The 22,151-nt window shown below is 34.7% G+C and carries 14 protein-coding genes; 7 read left to right on the top strand and 7 right to left on the bottom strand.

All coding sequences use genetic code 11. From position 1 onward, the window contains the following. Window positions 1-813 precede the first annotated feature (813 nt). Entirely contained in the window at window positions 814-1,209 is a 396-nt protein-coding gene (locus U6A24_RS04785) for a hypothetical protein (protein WP_324178799.1), read from the top strand. Window positions 1,210-1,265: 56 nt separating this feature from the next. Continuing rightward, the gene (locus U6A24_RS04790) at window positions 1,266-1,757 is read left to right on the top strand and encodes a DinB family protein (RefSeq protein ID WP_324178800.1); all 492 of its coding nucleotides are present in this window, start codon (window positions 1,266-1,268) and stop codon (window positions 1,755-1,757) included. Between the two features lie 227 nt (window positions 1,758-1,984). Here U6A24_RS04790 and U6A24_RS04795 read toward each other — a convergent pair whose 3' ends face one another. After that, on the bottom strand, window positions 1,985-2,308 hold the full coding sequence (locus U6A24_RS04795; RefSeq protein ID WP_324178801.1) for an AAA-type ATPase lid domain-containing protein: 324 nt from the start codon (window positions 2,306-2,308) through the stop codon (window positions 1,985-1,987). Window positions 2,309-2,562: 254 nt separating this feature from the next. Between U6A24_RS04795 and U6A24_RS04800 the strand changes: the two genes are divergently transcribed. The 5 genes from U6A24_RS04800 (at window position 2,563) to U6A24_RS04820 (ending at window position 6,983) form a co-directional block, all read left to right on the top strand. Next, window positions 2,563-3,450: a TolC family protein gene (locus U6A24_RS04800; protein ID WP_324178802.1), complete on the top strand. Its 888-nt coding sequence runs from the start codon at window positions 2,563-2,565 to the stop codon at window positions 3,448-3,450. A 145-nt stretch (window positions 3,451-3,595) separates the two neighbouring features. Continuing rightward, complete coding sequence (locus U6A24_RS04805; RefSeq protein WP_324178803.1) at window positions 3,596-4,687, top strand: serine hydrolase domain-containing protein; 1,092 nt, start codon at window positions 3,596-3,598, stop codon at window positions 4,685-4,687. Window positions 4,688-4,691: 4 nt separating this feature from the next. After that, window positions 4,692-5,426: a hypothetical protein gene (locus U6A24_RS04810; protein WP_324178804.1), complete on the top strand. Its 735-nt coding sequence runs from the start codon at window positions 4,692-4,694 to the stop codon at window positions 5,424-5,426. A gap of 554 nt (window positions 5,427-5,980) precedes the next feature. After that, a complete protein-coding gene (locus tag U6A24_RS04815) occupies window positions 5,981-6,208 on the top strand; it encodes a helix-turn-helix domain-containing protein (RefSeq protein WP_324178805.1) in 228 nt (75 codons plus the stop codon). Between the two features lie 91 nt (window positions 6,209-6,299). Beyond that, window positions 6,300-6,983, top strand: a complete 684-nt coding sequence (locus U6A24_RS04820; protein ID WP_324178806.1) for an SDR family NAD(P)-dependent oxidoreductase — start codon at window positions 6,300-6,302, stop codon at window positions 6,981-6,983. A gap of 171 nt (window positions 6,984-7,154) precedes the next feature. On the opposite strand, the gene U6A24_RS04825 is transcribed toward U6A24_RS04820, so the two are convergent. The 6 genes from U6A24_RS04825 to U6A24_RS04850 form a co-directional block, all read right to left on the bottom strand. Then, a complete protein-coding gene (locus U6A24_RS04825) occupies window positions 7,155-8,531 on the bottom strand; it encodes an endo-1,4-beta-xylanase (protein ID WP_324178807.1) in 1,377 nt (458 codons plus the stop codon). A gap of 123 nt (window positions 8,532-8,654) precedes the next feature. Continuing rightward, entirely contained in the window at window positions 8,655-9,848 is a 1,194-nt protein-coding gene (locus tag U6A24_RS04830; protein ID WP_324178808.1) for a hypothetical protein, read from the bottom strand. Between the two features lie 14 nt (window positions 9,849-9,862). Next, complete coding sequence (locus U6A24_RS04835) at window positions 9,863-11,413, bottom strand: RagB/SusD family nutrient uptake outer membrane protein (protein ID WP_324178809.1); 1,551 nt, start codon at window positions 11,411-11,413, stop codon at window positions 9,863-9,865. A gap of 29 nt (window positions 11,414-11,442) precedes the next feature. Next, window positions 11,443-14,580, bottom strand: coding sequence for a SusC/RagA family TonB-linked outer membrane protein (locus U6A24_RS04840; RefSeq protein ID WP_324178810.1), 3,138 nt, complete (start codon window positions 14,578-14,580; stop codon window positions 11,443-11,445). Between the two features lie 135 nt (window positions 14,581-14,715). Then, entirely contained in the window at window positions 14,716-17,355 is a 2,640-nt protein-coding gene (locus tag U6A24_RS04845) for a glycoside hydrolase family 3 protein (protein ID WP_324178811.1), read from the bottom strand. A gap of 541 nt (window positions 17,356-17,896) precedes the next feature. Further along, complete coding sequence (locus U6A24_RS04850) at window positions 17,897-22,048, bottom strand: hybrid sensor histidine kinase/response regulator transcription factor (protein ID WP_324178812.1); 4,152 nt, start codon at window positions 22,046-22,048, stop codon at window positions 17,897-17,899. Between the last annotated feature and the right edge of the window lie 103 nt (window positions 22,049-22,151).

Below are 22,151 nucleotides of genomic sequence, written 5' to 3' on the forward strand. Positions count from 1 at the left end.
AAGCAACGGTACATTTCTTTTTCCTGAAAAAACTTTGAGCATATCTTATGTATAACTAAAAAAGATTGTTAATTTGTTCTCATGTCCCTATCAAAACTTGCTTTAAAGAAAAATTTTTACGCGGCTCACATGAGAGGACTATTCCAGTAGTCATGCCTATCTGTAGTATTGCCTAGTAACTATTTCTTTAGAATCTAGTTGCTTAACGTGATTTTCAATCTCCCGCTTGGATTCGATCAAGGATTCCTTTGAACCGCTATAGGTTGTTCCATAAATACTAGAACTTTTTCTTTTGTCAATACCATTAATATTTAGAATGAGTTCAAAAATCACATAAAAACTAAATTTTAACATATAAAAACAAAAAAGCTGTGATTTTTTCACAACTAGTATTACTAATAGAGTATTAAAGCAAAAAAATAGAGCATGAGTATCACAAAAAACATCAATTCAAGTATTCTCATTAAGAATATAGTTCGCTTCGCATTATACAGTCTAATAGCCGCTTTATGGTTTTGGCTCTTTAATTAATCACAATAAATACTTAATGATATTTAATTAACAATGAGAAAGTCTATTATCATTCTAACTCTTTATGAGGTTTTCATATATGCTCTCTCCAGTATGAAAATTCTGAAATTGACAATGATATTTTCAGAAATGTTAATTGGTTTTTGGATTCTTGCAACTTCTGTCTGTAAAAATTACAGTAAGACTTTCTGTGGTATTCAAAATTCAGATGAATACTATTTTTTCTACGATAAAGAGTAGCTTTTTGAAGAATAGCTTTACATGAATTAATCTCCAGTAAACATGCAAAAATCAATCATAACTTTTAGTATTGTATTATATGCTGTTGCAGTACCATATTTAGAAATAAACGATACTCATGTTTTTAATCCAGATTGGACACCACATGTTCGCATTCATGAAGTTTGGCAATTAATAACCAACACTTCAATAGGCTTGCTGTGTCTTTGGTTGGTATGGAATAAAAAGCAATACAAAATCAGTACTATTCTAAGTATGTTGATCACGGGTGGTTTTCTTTTGGCTTATGCAATCAAAGACACCTATGGTGGTTCAATGAAATATTTAGATGGTTCTGAGAAAACCATTGCGGGAATAAACATTGGAGTCCTGGGGTTTGGCGTTGCTTTTTTACTTTTAATCGTTTCTTTACTTATTAGTATAAAGAAAAACAAATAGGATTTTAGACAATACAAAACTGTTATCGTTAATGATAACAATAAAAAATCAAAATTATGAAGTATACACCATCACATGGTTTCCTATATTACTTTACTCTAATCAAAGAAAAAGATTTACAAACACTCTACAATGCAATGTCAACTTTTGATTTTATAAAATCAATTCCTGAGGAAAAAGCGGGTCATCGATACGAACCGGATAAATGGAGTATAAAACAAATAATTGGACATATTACCGACCACGAAAGAATAAAAATGTTCAGAGCTTTTCAACTAAGCAGAAATGAAGATGTAGAATTATGGGGATATAATCAAAATTTTCTGGTTAATCAGAGTCGATTTGATGATTTAAAAATAAAGCTTTTAATTGATGACTTTCAAAATGTTAGAAAAGCATCTATAAGTTTTATTCGAACACTATCAGCACATCAATTGAAAAAAAAAGGCTGGGCAAGAGAACATGAGATTACACTTAAGGATTTTCTTATATCTATCATTGGTCATGAACGGCATCATATAAATATTATCAAGGAAAAATATTTATAAAAATTTAATACGGCATGTAACTAAAAGTAATTCTTTCCTACAAGGAATTACATTCAATAGCATTATATATTCTATAAATATGTGTGCGAGAACTAAGAATAAATTATTCCAAGTAAATCAAAAGGAGTTTCAATTTCGAAATCTGACACTAGTAACATGATTTTGCTGCCCCTCAACCCAAGAAAAGTAACTTCAATTTACATAGGGCAATTACTATTCACAAATCGTCAATTAATATACTCCATATCATACTGCTCCGGCTGTGAAGATGATCCAATTACCATTTCGTTAATTGTATCAAAACTTATTTTTCGAGGAAATGCTTCCAGCACCCTACCTTTCTGCCAAATCATAGCCTGCTCCAACAAGTTTTGCAATTCACGCACATTACCGGGCCATGGATATTTCTTTATTCGTTCCCTGCTCCTGCTAGACTCTTGGCTAGTGGCCGCTAGAGCCAATGGTCTCTCCTTAGACAATTCAAAAGCCAAAGAAATTCGTGATCGTGCATTTACCCATCTTAAAGAAGCAATGGATGAAATTAGAGACACGGATAAATATACTTTTAGAAAAGATCCAAAGTGTTACAAAGGCTATGTAAGCCGATACCGACGTAGGTAATTTTATCAAACTCCCATTATCACTAGCCCGCGCACTGGGTTTGGGTCTCCGCGCTGCGCGGGCGCCTCACTCTGGTGCGCGGGTTACTTTTTACCCTGCGCGGAAGCATCACCCAATACCGCTGATCGATACACCTGGTGCGCGGACAGGTCGCCCACCCGTGCGGAGCACCAACCAAATGCCGTTGGTCGATACACCTGGTGCGCGGACAGGTCACCCACCCGTGCGGAGCACCAACCAAACACCGTTGGTCGATAAACCTGGTGCGCGGACAGGTCACCCACCCGTGCGGAGCACCAACCAAATGCCGTTGGTCGATAAACCTGGTGCGCGGACAGGTCACCCACCCGTGCGGAGCACCAACCAAATGCCGTTGGCCGATAAACCTGGTGCGCGGACAGGTCACCCACCCGTGCGGAGCACCAACCAAATGCCGTTGGTCGATAAACCTGGTGCGCGGACAGGTCACCCACCGGATATAAAACAAGCCGAGGCAACCTTACAAATCCAGATTACTAAATACAATCTATCGGTTGCTGAATTGTATCCTAAAATTCAATTTGGTGGATCCATAGGATTTTCGGCCGTAGATTTTTCAAACTTTGCTAGCAACGAACCCTTTACCTGGAGTATTTTTCCAAATATCAGTTGGGCAGCTTTCAATTTAGGTAGAGTGAAACAACAAATCAATAAAGAAGATGCTTTGACTCTAGCTACATTACAACAGTATGAAAAGACAGTTTTGAAAGCTTTGGAAGAAATTAGGACTGCAATGACCAATTATACTAATGAACTAGAACGCAGGGAAACCCTTAGAAAATCGTCTTTGGCCAGTGCCGAAGCAGCTGATATTGCTCAAAAACGCTTCAATGCCGGACTAGATAGTTTTATCGATTATCTAAGTGCTGATAACACATTACTACAAGCAGAGAACAGATTGGCCATTAGCGAAATTGCTTCTGTAACATCCTTAATTGCTATTTATAAATCCCTTGGTGGTGGTTGGGAAATCATTTCTGAAACAGAAATTGACAATAAATTTGAAACTATGAAAGTGGCAAATAACCAATAACAACACAATAACATTTTTAGTGTTGGATAGAACAGCGGTCTTTGAGTAATCTGGATCGCTGTTTTTTTTATTATCCAGTACTTTTTTAGTATTCAACTGTAACAATCAAAACTGTTTTACATCTTTTTTGTAAACCAATTAAGATATGAAACGTTTCTTCCTCCTATTAATTCCCTTATCCATAATTAGTTGTACTCAGTCGCGATCCATACAAAAGCCAACTAAAAATATCTATTCTGAACTTAATGATAAAATTCCTAAATGGCTTAAGGAATATGATATCCCTGGTGTTTCGGTAACCAGTATAGAAGAGGGTAAAATAGTCTGGAGCAAAACTTTTGGAATGCAAAACGAAAATACCAAGGCAACTGATAGCACTTTATATCTAAGTGCGTCTATCGCAAAACCCATGACTGCCGAAATATTTTTACGATTAGCTTCTGAAGGTAAAGTAAATCTTGATGAATCCATGGCCAAATATTGGTTGGACCCTGATATTGCCGAAGATGATAGAGCAAAACTATTAACCCCAAGACACGTGCTGACCCACCAAACCGGATTTAAAAACTGGCGCAGAATGACTGGTGGAAAACTTCAGTTTGAATGGAATCCAGGAACCAAAATGGGATACTCGGGAGAAGGTTTTTTATACCTCGTAAAATATCTTGAAAATAAGCTGAAAAAACCTTTTAACCAGATTGCAAAAGAAGTATTATTTATACCTGAAGAAATGCACAGTGCATCCTATGTTTACCAAGATGGATTTGACAATAAGATGGCGTGGCCTTACTTTCCAAATAGCGTTTGGCAAGAACCCCGGAAAGTAGAAAACGCTTCTGGCGCCGGAGGTTTACGAATAACCACACAAGACTATGCAAAATTTGTAGTAAGTATTCTTAATAATAATCGAGTTAGTTCTCAATTGCGTAAAGAACAATTTACAATTTCGTTAAATCAGTTTGAACATTGCAGGAAATCATCTACTACCCCGGATGCCTGTCCTAAAAACCTTGGATTTGGTTTAGGTTGGTATATCTATGATTTTAAAAACGAAAGAGTCATAGGACATACAGGAGCCAATGCGGCAGAGAGAACTTTGGCAGTTTTTTCTCCAGATACAAAAAAAGGATTGGTGGTTATGTCAAATGGTTCTAATGGCAATCATATACTTTTTAAAATTGCTGATGCGATTGGCATAAACAAAAACTTTATTGACATCGAAAAACCTAAAAAATAATATAATGAAATCCATTTTCACCTCCGTATTCGTAGTACTTTACTCTTTTATCCTACAAGCTCAAAGTTCTGATAAAACTGTGTATTTTGACCTAGCACACAAACAACGATTCTGGAATGACTCAAAAGATATGGTTCCAAATATAGGCCTCGAAGACTCGTCTCGTATAAATTATCTAAATCAAGAACTGGATAATACTCTTGGTGAATTCAATGCTAAAGTTTCATTCCTAAAAAAGACGATTACATATGAACTTATCAAGAAAGGCGATTTGCTTATTCTTCATGTTCCCTCAAGTAAATATGAAGAGAAAGAAATAAAGGCCATACAAAAATTTGTCAATAAAGGTGGTAAGTTATTAGTAGTTATGGAAGCAGATTATTGGACCGACTTAAAAAAAACCAATGTAAATAAAATCTTAGCACCCTATGAAATAACATATGGAGAGCAAAGTCAAGATACACTTGCAGGGGGATATACAAAGAAAGGAGCTTTACATTCAGAAAAGTTGAAAGTTACCTATCAACTGGGTAGAATTGTAAAAGGTGGAACTCCTTTTAGTTTCAACTCTCAAGACAATCAACCTTTTGGGGTTTATAAGAAAGTAAAAAATGGCGGAAGATTAGTGGTATTAGGAGATGCCATGTCATCCTTATATATGACAGAATGGAAAGGAGTTTCAGACTATCAATGTCGCGAGTTTATGCTAGGAATTTATCGATGGTTGTTTAATGAATAGCCAACCTGGAAGATAAAATTCAATCCTGTTTTGTTGCCTTTAATCGTGTATTTTCTTATTCCCTTTTGGACAAAGGTTTTCTCAAAAGTAAAATTGTCAAAACGATGATGTTTTAATTGAAATTTAATGGTTTTAAACTCTTAAAACATTCAACTTAAAATAGTATAAATCTAAAAAACGTATAGTCATACCTAAAATATCAAGAATCGAACCGGTTCACATTCCAAAAGATCAATGGATTAAAAAACAAAACCCTCCCAAAGGTGTTCAAGAAGGTTTTCACTACGGAGTTAATTGTGTGGTTATCCGGTATAGTGTTGATGAAATTGGAGAAGGTCCAAACCTACATATGCATCCTTATGATGAAATCTTTCACATTATAGAAGGAATGTTGATTTCGGTATTGTACAACTGTAAATCTATATACGAACGGTTTAAAACAACTGAAAGTCATTTATCAAGAGGTCAAGGTACTTGCACAACAGTTTCAACAACTGGTCGATAAACTATATATCGATTCTAAAAATGTAAGTGATTATGCAGACCAGCTTAATGTGACACCCAATTATTTGACCACCACTGTAAAACAGATTACCGGTAAAACAGCAAAAGATATTATCCAGCAACGTGTGTTTCTAGAAAGCAAAACAATGTTGTCATTTACATCTTTGGATATAGCAGAAATTGCTTTTCAACTCAACTTTCAGGAGCCTACGCATTTTACACGTTTCTTCAAAAAATATAGTGGTGTAACGCCTAATAAATTCCGTCAAACACTCTAATAAAGATTTTTGCCATTTTATAGTTGAAACTGGTTATTTTTCCAGATAACATAATACGAACTTTGTACTATATTCATTAAGTATTTGTATTATGAAAAAGAAAAAAATTGCCGTGGTAACCGAGGCTGGAAACGACTTAGGAAAGAAATTTGCTCAAATACTAACTAAAAATGGGTACGAAGTTATTCTGGCTGCAAAAAAGAGTAGCTATGTCGCTCTATCCAGAGAAGCTATCCCTGCTGGTATCCATTTAGTAAAAGTTGATTTTACAAGTATCGATAGTCTAATTGTATTAAAAAACTTTATCCAAAAGGGCTATGGTAAACTAGATCTCTTGGTAAACAATGCCGAAATAGCTAATGGTTTTGGACAAAAAATTGACACGTTAAATATGACCGAAGTGAAACAACTTTATGAAGAAAACTTCTTTTCTATAATTAGAGTTATTCAAGTGTTACAGCCATTAATTCAAAAAAGTGAAAGGCCGAACATTATCAATATCACCAATCCCATAGGAGATATAGCAAAAATGCAAGACGAGCGATTTCCGTATGCTAACTATCAAATGACCGCATATGCCACTGCCAAAGCAGCATTAAACATGTATACAGTCTTGCAAGCAAAAGAATTTGAAAATTCAAAAATCAATATTCATTCTTTTGATCCTATTAAATTGAAGAACTGTACACACAATAGTGTTACAATTTGTAAAACTGTGGAAAAGGAGTTTTTGAGTTTGACCGAAAAGGACGAGAAAAAGATGGAAAGATGTTAGGAAATTAGCAACTCCAAAAGTTGCTTTTGTTCCAACAACATAGGTATTAACTCCTAGTAGTTAGGTTCTTGGAGAATTTTATTGTAAAAAAACTCTGTTATTAAAAAGCCCTGTAAACCGAAATAAATATTTACAGGGCAATATTACTATTATGTCTGGCTAATTAATCTATTATAATCCTTGTAAAAATCCTTGATAGGCATCCTTTTTTTGAAAAGATTCATCAAATAAAAGTGGCCACTCGGGTCGACCATTATTTTCTGGTATTAACCAGGTATCATCGTCCTTTAATCCCCACATCGTGATTGCATATTTCAGTTGTTGCGGAATCGCATTAAATATTTCTACTATTTCTTTTACTTGTTGTGCCTGAGCCAAAGACCTCTCTGCTGTAAACTCTGTTAAATCATTGGCAGCATTTACTTTTACATCTAGTTCTGCAAAATGTATGAGTAGATTTTTAGCCACTAATTCATCTGTAGCATCTTGTATCTCTTGTCTACTCGGAAAATTATAGTCAATATGCATTTGATATCCAACCCCATCAATAAGGTTTTTTGTTTTCAATTGATCTGCCATTGCAAGCACCTTTCCTCTTTTGATAGCATCAAATGTCATATTATAATCATTATAAAACAATTTCACATCTGGATCTGCTGCTCTAGCAAAAGCAAAACATTTTTCTACATAATCTTCGCCCATTCTCTGTAAAAACAACGTATTTCTCCATTGCGTACTCGGATCATCATCTATAGCTTCATTAACTACATCCCATGAGTTAATTTTTCCTTTGTAACGTGTAAGTACTTCGGTAATATATTGTTCAATTACATCCTCAAACTCTTGATCGGTACCATTGAAATTTTCTAATGCTTGTGGTAGACTTCTGTGCCATATTAGCGTATGCCCATGAACATTAAGATTATTTGTTTCGGCATAAGCGATCAAGGCATCTATTTTACTCCAATCGTAAATGATATTTCCAGAACCATCAATTCCTGTAAATATGGATGCCATTTTCATATCATTCTCTGCAGTGATGCTACTAAACTCTCTTGTATATACTTCATCATAGGAAGATATTTCGGTCCTAGTTGCAGAAACTGCAACGCCTACAAAAAAATTATTCTCTACTGCCTTTTTAAGAGTAATATCATCGGGGATTTCAGAATTAGTTTTTACCGTAATCATATTTGAATTGCCTGAAACGACCCCATTTACAACGGCTCGCACCCTATAGTAGTACTGTGTATTTTGGGTCAAACCTGTAATTGTTTGAAACAACTGATTTACCTTAAGGTTTTCATACCCTTGCAAAAAAGAAGAGAAATCTACATTATCTGAAACATCTAATTGATATTCTCCTGCTCCAAATACATTGTCCCAGTTTGCTCTAAAACCCGTAGTGGCAATTTCTGAGGCCTCCTTAGCCAAAGGAGCAACAGTCGTTCCTGGGTTTTCATCTTCATCATCACTTGAACATGCCATAAAAACCATAAACACAAGGCCTACCAAGGTATATAATATGGACAAATTAACTTTTTTCATTTTAAACATATCTTTTTTTTATAAAACAGGGAAGGGTTTATAGAAACCCTTATCTCCCTGATATTAGTTACCGCTCATTTATATAAGAAGAACTTTTGATTTAATACTATACGAATTTGACAACTACTCCAGCTCTAAAACCTCGAATTTGATATTGTCGTATTTATACCCAGACGGAACTACTCCTGCTCCTCCTTCATGGCTAATTTGCATTTTTACAGCTACTATAGTTGATGGATTTACATCTCCATTACTTTGGTTACTAGGATCAAAACTAAAACCAAAATCAGACATTTTTAAGCGCAACGTTTGCCATCCACTTCCTTCTAATGGTACTTTGAATAACCAATTACTTCGATCATCTTCTAAAACAAATTCCATCACAGTCCCTGGAAAACCATCACCATTAATATCAATAATCAAAAAAGCATTTTCTGCATCGGTAGAAGTAGTTACCGAAGCTATACTTTGATGTGAACTTCCAGTAAAAGGATCAGCGCCTGTATCATCCCAAATAATTTCGGCACCTGTGCTTCCATCTGCACCTATACCATTAGCTATTCGAAACATGTTATCTCCGTAACTAAACCAGTCTGCAGCGTAATCGTCATTAATACTAGGTATTCCATTTCCTTCGAAATCAGAAATCAAGATCTCTACAATACCTCCTAAAATTGGTAAATCTTTGGAAACAGATCCAGCTGCAGTAACTAAGGTGAACTCTGTTGTTTCTATTTTGCCTTCGGGAAAGATAAAAGTAAGTTCCTGAGGCGAGACAACATTAAAATCAATGACAGATTCACCATCAATAAGTACGTCTTCTACATTGAAAAACCAATCACCAAATACTCTAATTTCCGCACCTGCTTCAGCCTTATCTGGAGAAAACGTATCCTGAACACTTAAAATTGGTTCGGGCTGCTTAATTTCAAACTCTGTAGATGCTATTGCCCCAAATTGATTTTTAAGTGTCACGTTCTGTTTACCAAAACGGCTCCCTTTTTCTACATCAAAAGGAACATTGAAAAACAGCGCTACATCAGAATTTAGTGCCGTATTAAATCCAACATTTATTATATCATCAAAAACTATTTCTTGCACATTACTTAGACCACTACCTTCAACTCTCACCAGTTCGTCAGGAAAGCCTGAATTAATCGTAGGGTCGTCTCCTAATGATAATATGTTTGATACTACCGGGTTGCCATAAGTATCTTCTTTATTATCATCTTCACAAGAAGAAGAAATAAATACTATAACCAGTAAACATAAAATAAGGAACCAATTATAAGTATATATAGATTTTTTATTTTTCATCATTACTTATTTTATTAATCATTAATTATATAATCCACAGCAGGATTTGTTGTATCGATAAAAGATAATTCTGCTGCTGGTATTGGAAGAAGAAAATTAGCATCATCCACGTCGTTTACAAATACCGGTTCAGTATCTAAGGGGACAAGCGTATTAACTGTACCTCTATTTTGATTTCGAATAATCTCTCTTGCCATACTTCTATCCATTCGTAACAAATCCATCCAAAATTTACCTGCTTCAAATGCCAACTCTATTCTTCTTTCATTGAAAATATCTTCTTGGCTGAGTGTCATTTTTTCTGAAAGACCTGCTCTTGTTCTAACTTGGTTAAATGCTTGTAATGCCTGCATATCTGTGGTAGAACCGGCATTTCCCAAAATAGCTTCTGCATACATTAATAGAACATCTGAATATCGCATTAATTGAGTACTCATCTCTGTTCTCATAAAAAACACATTAGGATGCTCATTCAGAGAACCCACTACATATTTTCTGTATCTTATCTTGGTTGCTGAATTGTCTCCGTTTTCAGGAAAAGTATATCCACCTTCGACGGTTTTTAGTTCATCATATTGTCGGCCTGGCTCCATGATAATCCATTTTCTTCGTAAATCTTCTTCTCCAGAATCTGCAATTTTATCAAACGCAAGAAATAGATCAACGCTAGGTGCAACCGAACCAAAAGCTCCATTATTTCCGACTAAATCATCGTCATCTATCAAATAAGCCTGGTTTGTATTTTGAATACCCCATAATCCATTAATGGCGGTCCAAATCCATCTATAAATACCTTCTCTGTTAATACTTAATGAAGGATTTATAAACTGATCTTGATAATTAGATTGTAAAGAATGTAATCCACTATCGATAACCATTTTTGAATAATCTCTAGCGTTTTCATAGTCTTTTAAAGTCAAATACATTTCTGCTAAAAATGCCCACGGAGCTGTTTTTCCTACTCTTCTCTCATCAGAAGGGCTTAATGGTAAAAGCTCGGCTGCCTTTTTCAAATCGCTTTCGATAAAAGCATAGATACTAGAAACCGTATTCAGACTATATTTTGTCGAAGTATCTGCAGTAATCTGATCGATCACAGGAACTTCTCCCCATAACCTTACCAAATAAAAATATGCGAAGGCTCTAACAAATCTAGCTTCACCTTCAACCTGATTTTTAACATCTTCAGAAATTTCAGATCCTAATCCTTGATCAATGATCTTTAACAATTGATTTGCATCAGCAATACCTTTATAAAAGCCTTCCCATCCCTCTAGCAGCGTACGGTTATTAACTCCGACCGCAAATAATTTAAATGGAGCATCTGCTTCAAAGCCTATCGAGTTACCTGACAGCATATCTAATGAATACATGAACTTATCATTAGTCGTAAAAAAGGCTTGACCATATAGTGTATTAGCTCCCGCCAGCAGCTGATCATCTGTTGCATAAAAGTTATCCTCAGTAATCGTATCCACCACTGGAACCTCTAAGAAATCATCACTACAAGATGTGAGAAAGATCAAAACTAAAACATGTGTAAAAATTTTATTAATATTTTTCATACCCATAATATTATTTTCCTTTTTCATTATTAAAATTGAACATTAAGTCCAAGTGTTATCGTTTTTGGAACCGGATATCTACCAAAATCAATTCCTTTTAAAAGTGCGCTTTGGTTTAGAGAACCAACTTCTGGATCATAACCTGAGTAATTTGTAAATGTGTATATATTTTGCAAGATTGTATATACTCTTATTTGATCAAAGAAGTTATTTTTACCAAACGTGTTTTTAGGCAAGGTGCAACCAAAAGTTACACTTTGTATCCTTAGATAGGAGCCATCTTCAATAAACCTATCGGATACCCTGGTATTCCCATTTCTATCACCATCTGAATATCTGGGTAAACTCCCATCTGGATTTGAGACACTATATCTATCAATTACTGCAGTTGCCTGATTAGAATTAAAACGATTAATCCCTTCTGTAAAAACTCTGGTATAATTATAAATATCGTTTCCGTATGATCCCTGAAGAAAGACAGATAAATCAAACATTTTGTATCTAAAATTATTTGTGATACTAAATGTAAAATCTGGATGTGGGTTACCGATAAAGGTTCTATCATTGGCGTCGATTACACCATCATCATTTAAATCTCTAAATCTTATATCTCCTAACCAAGTTCCGTTAGCTTCGCTAATAGAACTCTCTGCCGGAATTGGGCCATCTGTTAATTCTTCTTGAGACCTAAATAAACCATCGGTTACAAAACCATAAAACATCCCTATAGGTTGTCCAACCTGAGATCTTGTAAGATCGGCAATCACGTCTTCGTCCTGTATGGTTCCTATGATGGCATCTTCGTCGTTCGATAATTCTTTAATTTCGTTTCTATAAAGAGAAAAAACTACGTTAGAATCCCAACTAAAGTTTTCGTTTGAAATATTTTTGGTTGATAAGTTGATGTCCATACCATCATTTATCATTTCTCCAAAATTTAGTACAGGAGGTTGAATACCGATAAAAGACAAGGAGTTCAAACTCCCTAAAAATCCTGGTAATGGCTGAATAGCCAAGAAATCTTTTGAGGTCTTTCTATACACATCTACATCCAGTCTGATTTTGCTATCGATAAATCCAAGTTCTATCCCGAGGTTAGGCGAAATAAGGGATTCCCAAGCAACATCGGCATTAGGAAAATTAGCAGCGCTAAAACCACTGCCTAATCCCGTATTTACATTTCTAAGTAAGGTACGAAAGAGATTATCACTTATTTGTTGGTTTCCACTGGTACCGTATCCAACTCGTATTTTAAAATAATCCCAAACATTTGAAACACCCTGCATAAAAGGTTCTTCACTAACAACCCAGGCAGCAGATGCTGATGGGAATACCCCCCATCGATTATTGGGGCCAAATTTTGAAGAACCATCATACCTGAGAGAAGCGGATACTAAATATTTATCCAAATAATTATAATTAATTCTTCCGAAGTATGAGGCGATTGTACTGGAGCCTTCAAAGGATTCTGCCAGAGAATCTTCGGCATCTCCCGTATTTAGCCCGTCAACATCATTACTTGGGAAGTTAGATCGTTGCCCCGATAATCCTTGAAATTTACTTTTTTGTGCTTCGGCTCCCAATAATATTCTAAGACCATGATCTCCAAATCGAGGTGAATATGTTAAGTAGTTTTTAAACAAGTAGAAAAAACCTTCATTGGCAGACTTAAAGGCGGTATTTGTATCATTTTTAATCGATCCAAAGTCAAAGGTTGGAAAAAAACTTTCGGTCTTTGCTGTATTGTAATCGTATCCCAAATCTGTTCTGAAAGTCAGGTTTTTAGCCAACTTTAAATCTAAAAAGATATTTCCATTAACCTTATACCTTTCTAATGTACTATTTCTAATTTCGGCAGAAGCAACAGGATTTAAGGCAGCACCATTACCCAAAACATTATCTGGTGCACCAAAAGTTCCATCAGGATTTCTTACGGGTACATCTGGTGTTTGCCGCAGTGCGGTAGTTATGGTTCCGTTTCTAGAGTCATTAAGTCCTACGTCTTCAAGGGAGTTGCTTAAATTAACATTATGCCCAAATTTTATCCAATCATTGATTTTATAGTCTAGGTTTAATCGAGCTCCAAACCTTCTTAAGCCCGAATTAATCACTATTCCTTCTTGTTCAAAATAGTTTATTGAAGCATAAAACTTTGCATTTTCTTGACCCCCTGACATCGATAATTGATGATTCATGATAGGGGCAGCTCTAAAAATGGCTCGTTGCCAATCGGTCCCTTCACCCAAAATCGATGGATCTTCAAATTGAGGAAGTGGTGGTAGGTTTACCGATGGACTTTGTCTTACATCGTTGGTATACACGGCATACTCTCTGAGATCCATCATATCTAATAATTTGGGTGCGAACTGAACTCCCCCATACGTTTCATAGCTAATTTTTGCTTTACCGATTTTTCCTCGCTTTGTGGTAATAAGCACTACTCCATTAGAGGCTTGAGCACCATAAATTGCTGCAGCAGATGCATCCTTGAGTACTGTAATGGATTCTATATCGTTTGGATTCAAAGCAGAAAGTGGACTTACTGCTGTTTGCCCTCCTGTTCCTCCAAAACGAGAAAAATCAAAAGAATCTGAAGATGCATTATTAACATTTACTCCATCGATAATATACAGCGGCTCATTAGATCCCGTAACCGAAGTAACACCTCTAACTCTTATAGAAACAGCACCTCCGGGTTGTCCAGAACTTCTGGTAACCGTGACACCCGAGACTAATCCTTGAATTCCCTGGTCAATATTAGGAATCGTTTGTTTCTGTAAAGTTTCTGCGTTAATTGTTGATATCGCCGAAGTAAGATCTTTTTTACTACTTTCTCCGTATCCAATAAGTACCACTTCATCTAAATCTGTGGCGTCTTGATTCATAACCACATTAATCTGTCTTGATTCTGAAAAAGTTTTTTCTACACTTTTCATTCCGAGATAAGAGAATTCTATAATATCCCCTTTAGAAACTCCTTGTATTTCATAGTTTCCATCAAAATCTGTAGAGGCACCATTTGTAGTTCCTTTTATTAGTACTGTTACTCCGGGTAAAGGTAAGCCAGATTCATCAGTTACCTTTCCGGTTATACTATTACCCTGAGCAAAAATATGTTGTGTCCCAATTATAATTAATGCAATAATTGCAAGTTTAAGTTTTATCATAGATGATTGTTTTTGGTTGTTAATAAATTGTTTGATAGCAATTTTATTTCACAATTGATTTGTGTGCTAATAACCATTAAAGAGAAATCCCAATGACCTTGTTTTGTTTTTTGTTTTCATGTGTTTACGTATTGATTATTTGATTTTTATTGTTCTTGCTATAACCTGTGTAGTTTTAGCATCGTTCTCGCTTTTAAGATTAGGTTGTTTTCCTCCTACAAAAATTTGAACTGGTCCAGGTATAACTTGCTCTTTCCCTTCGTTATCAATTAGCGCGTATTGTTTAGGAGTAATTTTAAATGCTACAGTTATCTTTTGCCCGGGGTCCAAATTGATTCTTTCAAAACCGACCAATGAGTGTTTTGGCCCATTATTATTTTCTATTTTTTGAGAGAAATACAATTGAACTACCTCATCGCCATTCTTGCTACCAGAATTTGTTACGTCTACGCTTACTTTGATATCCTTATTTATATCTACAGATTCTGGTATTTTTAAATTTGAATACGAGAAATTGGTATACGATAATCCGTGGCCAAATGGAAATAAGGGATCTCCTTGGAAATATTTATAGGTTCGGTTTGTCATATCGTATGATTTAAAATCCGGAAGATCTTCTACAGATTTATAAAACGTTACTGGTAAGCGTCCACCGGGATTATAATCTCCAAAAAGCACATCTGCTATTGCTTTTCCTCCAAATTCTCCTGGGTACCATGATTCTACAATCGCAGGAATGTGGTCATTTGCCCAGTTAATGGCCAATGCACTTCCGTTCATCAAAACCAAAACTACTGGCTTACCAAGCGCCTGAATTTCTTTCATTAAAGTAATCTGGGATTGTGGCAAAGAGATTTTGGATCGATCTCCCTTATCAAAACCATCAAGAACAACAGGCATTTCTTCTCCCTCGATATCGGGTGACAATCCCAAACACAGTATAGTCACTTCAGATTTTTTTGCGGCCTCTATTGCAGGTGACAATAAATCTTCATCTAATTTTGCCCATACCAATTGTGCCTGAGGATCAGTATGATAATTGTAGTATTCAATTTTTATATCATAGGCTTTCCCTTTGTCTAATACAGTATCGAAATACCTCATTTTAGGTTCATGATCATCACTAAATTCAACTTTTAATGAATCGTTCATGAATAGTTTTCCAGCACTACTTGCGCGCAAACCTATACGATATCTCCCTGTTTCTTTGGGAATTAATTGTCCAGTCCATCGAATTGAAAAGTCATCAGAGGTCAAATTATCAATTGGTTTTTTGGGCATCCATACAAAATCAATAACACTATCGATTCGTGTCATTTTAGGATTTCCTTTCCATTCTTGATTATCAAAATATGCTCCTTTTAATCCAGGGTGATCTCCTGTTTTAAGTACTGAAGAAGGAATTTTATTTAATAAGGGCCATCCTTTTGCTATATCACTTCCTTTTGCATAATGAATTTTTGTATTAGGGAGTTTTTCTTTTATGGCCTTTAACGGTGTGATACTATTATGAGGTGTACCATGATAATTTCCCAAAAGAACTTGTTTGGCATTTGCATTAGGGCCAATTATTGCAATAGATGAGATATCTTTTTTAAGAGGAAGTACATTGTTGTCATTTTTTAATAAGACTATGGATTCTCTTGCTGTTTTCTCTGATAATTGATAATGCTTATCACTACCAACAACACTGTAAGGTATTTTGGACCAAGAAACAGTTTCTTGAGGGTCGAACATTCCTAGTTTAAATCTGGCAGTCATTAACCTTGATAATGCCCTGTCAATTTGCTCTTCTTCTATCAGTTCTTTTAATACTGCTTCGTTTAAATTTGGATCAAAGGCATCACCACAATTTAAATCGGTCCCTCTATTTACTGCTAATGCAGATGCCTCAGCTGGGGTTTTGACCAACTCATGCTTACTAGGTTCCCAAAAATCATTGATTGCCCAACAATCTGATACCACATAGCCATCAAACCCCCATTCTTTGCGAAGGATATCATTTAGTAACAAATTACTACCGCAACATGCCTCATCTCTGTATCTATTATAAGCACACATTACTGACTGCACATTAGCTTCTTTAATTGAGGCTTCGAAAGCGGGTAAATAGGTTTCTCTTAAATCTTTATTTGATGTATGATAGTTATCTTCATGCCTCGATTTTTCGGGTCCACTATGAACCGCAAAATGTTTAGCTGTTGCCACGACCTTAAGATGGTTTGGATCATCACCTTGTAATCCTTTAATAAAATTAACTCCCATTCGAGCCGTTAGGTATGGATCTTCTCCATACGTTTCTTGGCCTCTACCCCATCTAGGATCTCTAAAAATATTTATGTTAGGTGTCCAAAAGGTTAATCCTTGATATATTCCTCTTTTATCTTCGTTTACGAAACGATGATGTTTTGCTCTAGCTTCATCAGATATTACCGTTCCTATTTGGTTGATTAATGATTTATTAAATGTTGCTCCCATTCCGATAGCCTGCGGAAAAACAGTTGCTTCGCCAGCTCTGGCAACGCCATGTAAACATTCGTTCCACCAATTGTATGCTGGAACGCCTAATCGATCTATAGCAGGAGCATCGTAACGCATTTGGGATACTTTTTCTGAGAGTGTCATCTGACTAACTAAATCTTCGGCTCTATCTTCAACAGATAATTCAGGATTTTGAAATTTATACTCATATTCTCTCTTAGCCATGCAACCGGAATTCAACTGTAATACAATTGACATAATCACCACGCCTCTAAAACCTAACAGTTTTTTCATTGATCTCTTTAGTTGTTTATTATTAGTTATGCACTCTACTACGACATGCTATTCAAAATCAAGACAAATAATCCAAGTACCACCCCTATTAAAATAACTTCTGCCAGAATTTTTAGTGTGGAATATTTCTTCTTGCTCATTTTCAATTCTTGAATTTTTTAACAATTTAGAAACAGGAATACTAAACAAATGCAACAAAAAAAGCATTTGCTATAATATTTGTAGCATTTGGGTAGTAAAGCTGCTTAACAGCACATATGGTATATTTTAGGCAACAATATTTCTAAACAAAGTGTGTGACACACACTACTCATGAGCGTATAAATAGTACATTGTAGAAAAGGCAAATAGTAGATAATCGTCTGGGGTTGGAAAACTGTACAAACCATTTGTAAAGTATTCTTTTTTTGAGTATCCAGTTTTTTTGTTGTAAAAATGGATCTACTGATAGGTTATCTAGTTTTTTATTATGTAGAAGTATGCAACTTTTTTAAAGTATGCATATGAAAATCTAACTTTTTATGCCAGGAATTCTACTTTATTATTGTTTCTCTGATTCTATTTCTGTAGGTAAAACACCAAAATGATTTTTGAAACATTTAGTAAAATAAGAAGGTGAAGAAAACCCAACCTGATAACAAACATCACTAATGTTATCATATCCTTTCTCTAAAATTTGTTTTGCACGTTGTAATCTAATATTACGTAGAAATTGATTTGCTGTCTGCCCCGTAAGTGTTTTAATTTTTCTATAGAATTGACTTCTACTTAAATGAAGTTGAGATGCCAAGATTTCGACACTTAGATCCGGATCACTAAGACTTTCATTAATGTATTTTAAAACTTTTTCGATAAACTCTTTGTCTAGTGAAGTTGTATTTTCATTAATCTCAGTATCACTAATTGCACTAAAATATTTATTAAATAATACTTGTCTGCTAGACAATAACTGTGCTAATCGTGATTTTAAAACTCTAAGGTCAAAAGGTTTACTCATATACGCATCTGCACCCGATTCTATTCCTATTAATCTATCCTCATGCATTGTTTTGGCTGTTAACATGAGTAATGGAATATGACTTGTCTGTATATCTGTTTTTATTTTAGAGCAAAAATCAAAACCATTCATTTCTGGCATAATAACATCGGTGATTATGATGTCTGGCATCTCTTTTTTGGCTTGTTTCAAACCTTCATTGCCATTTGTGGCTGTAAAAATCTTGTAGTTATCTCTTAACTCATGCTCTAAATAATTTCTTAACTCTGTATTATCCTCAACTATGAGAAGCCTATGTTTTTTTGAATCTTCATCTACTATTTTCTTTCTGGTATTTGAAGGTAAAACCAGTTTTTCTTTGATAACTGTATCCCTATTTTCACTATCTGTAAAAATTTCGTCTGTGCCAAAATGTGATTTACCTAGTGGTAAAACTATTTTAAAAACGGTTCCTTTATTAATCTCACTGTCTACTTCTACAGAACCTTTATGTAGTTCAACAAAGCTTCGAACCACTTCGAGTCCTATCCCTGTTCCGCCATAATACCATTTGTTTAGATTATTAACCTGATAAAAACGTTCAAAAATCTTGGATAATTGTTCTTTTTCAAGCCCTGGTCCGGTATCTCGTACTTGTATTTCAAAACTGTTTTGAATAGTTTCATTATACACCTCAACGAATGCATTGGTGCTTATTCTAACTTCAATTTCGCCTTTTTCTGGGGTAACTTTAAACGCATTAGACAAAAGATTAAAAATAATCTTTTCGATCATGCTTTTATCCACCCAAGCTATTAGGTTTTCAGTATCACATTCAACTTTCAGGTTAATCTTTTTATTTAAGGCTTCTTCACTGAAGTAGCTTACAATTTCTTTTACGAAATCAACAATATTTATTTCCTGGGCTTTAACCTTTAATTTATTGATTTCAAGTTTTCTGAAATCCATTAGTTCGTTAATCAATCTTGAAAGCCTATTGGTATTCTTGTAAATAATAAAATGCTTTTCTTTTACTTCTTCGGGCAAGTTATACGTCTTACTTTTAATAATATCAATTAGTGGGTTAATTATAAGAGTTAAAGGAGTTCTAAACTCGTGAGAGATATTTGTAAAAAACTGAAGTTTCTTTTTATGAAGTTCCTCCTCTTTCAATCTTTGCTCTCTTTCATATTTGATTAGTTGTTTTTCTTTAATTCGTTCTTTTGTTACTTTATTAAGAAGATAAATCCCCAGAAAGAATAGTAATATATATGAAAACATGGCCCAATTTGTTTTCCACCAAGGGGGTAAAATCGTAATTTTCAAATTCAGTGACTCATCGCTCCATACTCCATCATTATTTGCAGCCTTTACTCTAAAAGTATAATTTCCGTAATCCAGATTTGTATACGTTGCGCTTCTTGTATTTCCCACATAATTCCAGGATTTTTCTAATCCTTCGAGATAATATGCATATTGATTCTTTTCAGGTCTGGTATAATTTATCCCGGTATATTCTATAGTAAAAACTGATTGTTTGTGAGTCAAGGAAATACTATCGGTTTCTGAAATTACTTTTTGAAGAGGAGAATTTTTATCGTCAGTTGATACTTTTTTATTGAACAATTTAAACCCTGTCAAATATAAGTGGGGTTTACTACTGTTAATTTTGATATTTTTAGGGTCAAAGTAATCGATCCCTTTATAACTTCCGAAATATAGATTTCCCTCTTCATCTTTGTAAACTGCATTGAAATTGAAATCATTGGACAGCAAACCGTCATTAATGCTATAATGTACACTGTTGTTCTCAGAAAGATCTATTTTATGAATACCCTCATTACCGCTTATCCAAATGTTCCCGTCAGAACTTTCTATGATAGATGAAACATTTTCTTCATTAATGCCATATTGTTCGTTATACCAAGTAAATTTATTTTTCGATTGATCATATCTGCATAAACCCGCCCCTCTTGTTCCTATCCATAAAGTGTTATTTGAGCTTTCATATATTGACAAAATATGATTTGCATTTAAAGAGTTTTGGTATCTAGAAGACATTTTTTGCCTCATAGATACAATGGTATACTTATTTTGATCATGGATATTAACTTTAAATAACCCTGTGGTTGATCCAACCCAAACATTATTATTATGATCTACTAATACTTTGCGTATAGAGCTTTTATGGATATTTTGCTGCACAAATTCTTTGGTGTCATGATGTAGAATCTGATTATTTTCATAATCATATGATAAGAGACCTCCGTAAAAGGTTCCTATCCAAATCTTACCACTAGCATCTTCTGCAAAGCTTAAAACACTATTTGAAGATAGTTCGCCACTTGTGTTACTTGTGTTAAAATTGATAAATCGTTGTGTTCCTTTTTTTAAAAGAAATATACCACTATTCCAACTTCCTACCCATATATTTTCTTTACTATCAACAAATATGGTTTGTATATCATTACTTGTAAGTCCTGAGATATCTGTACTTTTTGTATTAATGTGTTTAAACTCTAATGTTTTGGGATCATAAATATCTATTCCTCCTCCGTCCATACTAATCCATAATTTATTAGACTGATCTTGAACAATCCCTGTAACAGAACTAGTTTCTAAGGAGTTAGATTTACTTGGTAAACTCTCTATATGATTAAACTTGTCATACAATTTATCATAAACCCCAGTACCGCTATTGTAGTACCCCATCCAAATTCTTTCATTTTGATCTAAAAACAAAGACCATATTGAGTTGGAACGAATACTATTTTTATCCTTTTTATCAAAGAGATAATTCTTTAAAACAATCCCTTCATTACTAACATGAAAAAGCCCGTCATTCTCTGTACCACACAGAATAGTCTCGTCGGGGACAGTAATCAATGATAATATTCGTTTGGTAGTTAAGGGTACATGAATTATCTGAGTACTTTCTTCCTCTGTTCTGTTTACCTTGTAAAGTCCTGAAGACAATGTTCCTATCCAAATATCATTGTTTTTAGTTATTAATAGCGACTGAATAGGTTCCTGAATTGTTTGAGAGCCATTTTGAGATAAAAAAATAGAGGGCCGAAGGGTTTGGGTCACTGGGTCGTACTCTTTAAGCCCAACATTTGTACCCACATAGATCTTTCCATTACTATCTGTCTTGAGGTCATTGATATTTAAGATTCCTGACTTTAATCTTGTACTGAAACCAATATTGGGAATATGATGAGCTACACGTTCTTCAACATTTAACTTAAATAAACCTTTTTCAAAAACACCTACAAATAAATTACCCTCCTTGTCTTCTGTTATGCTGCTTACAGCCATATGAGTATCAAAACTACTAGTATCCGGCCTCAATCTTACACTTTTAAACTGATCCTGTTCTCTATCATACAAACTTAAGCCACTTTCTGTACCTACCCATAGCCTATTGTTTTTATCTAGATAGGTACAAAAAATCATACGGCTATTTATAGATAATGCATCCTTAGATGTATTGGGATACGAAATATATTCAATACCATCATACCTATGGATACCAGCACCATTTGTGCCAATCCATACAAAACCATAATGGTCCTGAATAATTGTAGACACAGCAGTCTTTGAAATACCACCTTTAATATTAACAAAATTAAAATCTGTAGAAGACTCTTGTCCCCAAAGATGAATCTTCAATACTAGGAAAGTAACAATTAATTGTATAGTTCTATTGAGGTTCATAAATGAGGTATCGTATTAAAGAATAAAGTTACTATCTTTTTTAATTACGGATTTAACCAGGTTAAAACACATCTAATGTCTTAAAATCATAAGGCAGTTTTAC

Source organism: Aquimarina gracilis (genome assembly GCF_035285365.1).
Lineage (GTDB): Bacteria > Bacteroidota > Bacteroidia > Flavobacteriales > Flavobacteriaceae > Aquimarina > Aquimarina gracilis.

Bases quoted from the DNA above. Each gene is read 5' to 3' on its own strand.
- U6A24_RS04840 (WP_324178810.1), bottom strand. From the start codon at position 14,580: ATGATAAAACTTAAACTTGCAATTATTGCATTAATTATAATTGGGACA.
- U6A24_RS04820 (WP_324178806.1), top strand. From the start codon at position 6,300: ATGAAAAAGAAAAAAATTGCCGTGGTAACCGAGGCTGGAAACGACTTA.
- U6A24_RS04805 (WP_324178803.1), top strand. From the start codon at position 3,596: ATGAAACGTTTCTTCCTCCTATTAATTCCCTTATCCATAATTAGTTGT.
- U6A24_RS04845 (WP_324178811.1), bottom strand. From the start codon at position 17,355: ATGAAAAAACTGTTAGGTTTTAGAGGCGTGGTGATTATGTCAATTGTA.
- U6A24_RS04825 (WP_324178807.1), bottom strand. From the start codon at position 8,531: ATGAAAAAAGTTAATTTGTCCATATTATATACCTTGGTAGGCCTTGTG.
- U6A24_RS04830 (WP_324178808.1), bottom strand. From the start codon at position 9,848: ATGAAAAATAAAAAATCTATATATACTTATAATTGGTTCCTTATTTTA.
- U6A24_RS04810 (WP_324178804.1), top strand. From the start codon at position 4,692: ATGAAATCCATTTTCACCTCCGTATTCGTAGTACTTTACTCTTTTATC.
- U6A24_RS04835 (WP_324178809.1), bottom strand. From the start codon at position 11,413: ATGAAAAATATTAATAAAATTTTTACACATGTTTTAGTTTTGATCTTT.
- U6A24_RS04785 (WP_324178799.1), top strand. From the start codon at position 814: ATGCAAAAATCAATCATAACTTTTAGTATTGTATTATATGCTGTTGCA.
- U6A24_RS04790 (WP_324178800.1), top strand. From the start codon at position 1,266: ATGAAGTATACACCATCACATGGTTTCCTATATTACTTTACTCTAATC.
- U6A24_RS04850 (WP_324178812.1), bottom strand. From the start codon at position 22,048: ATGAACCTCAATAGAACTATACAATTAATTGTTACTTTCCTAGTATTG.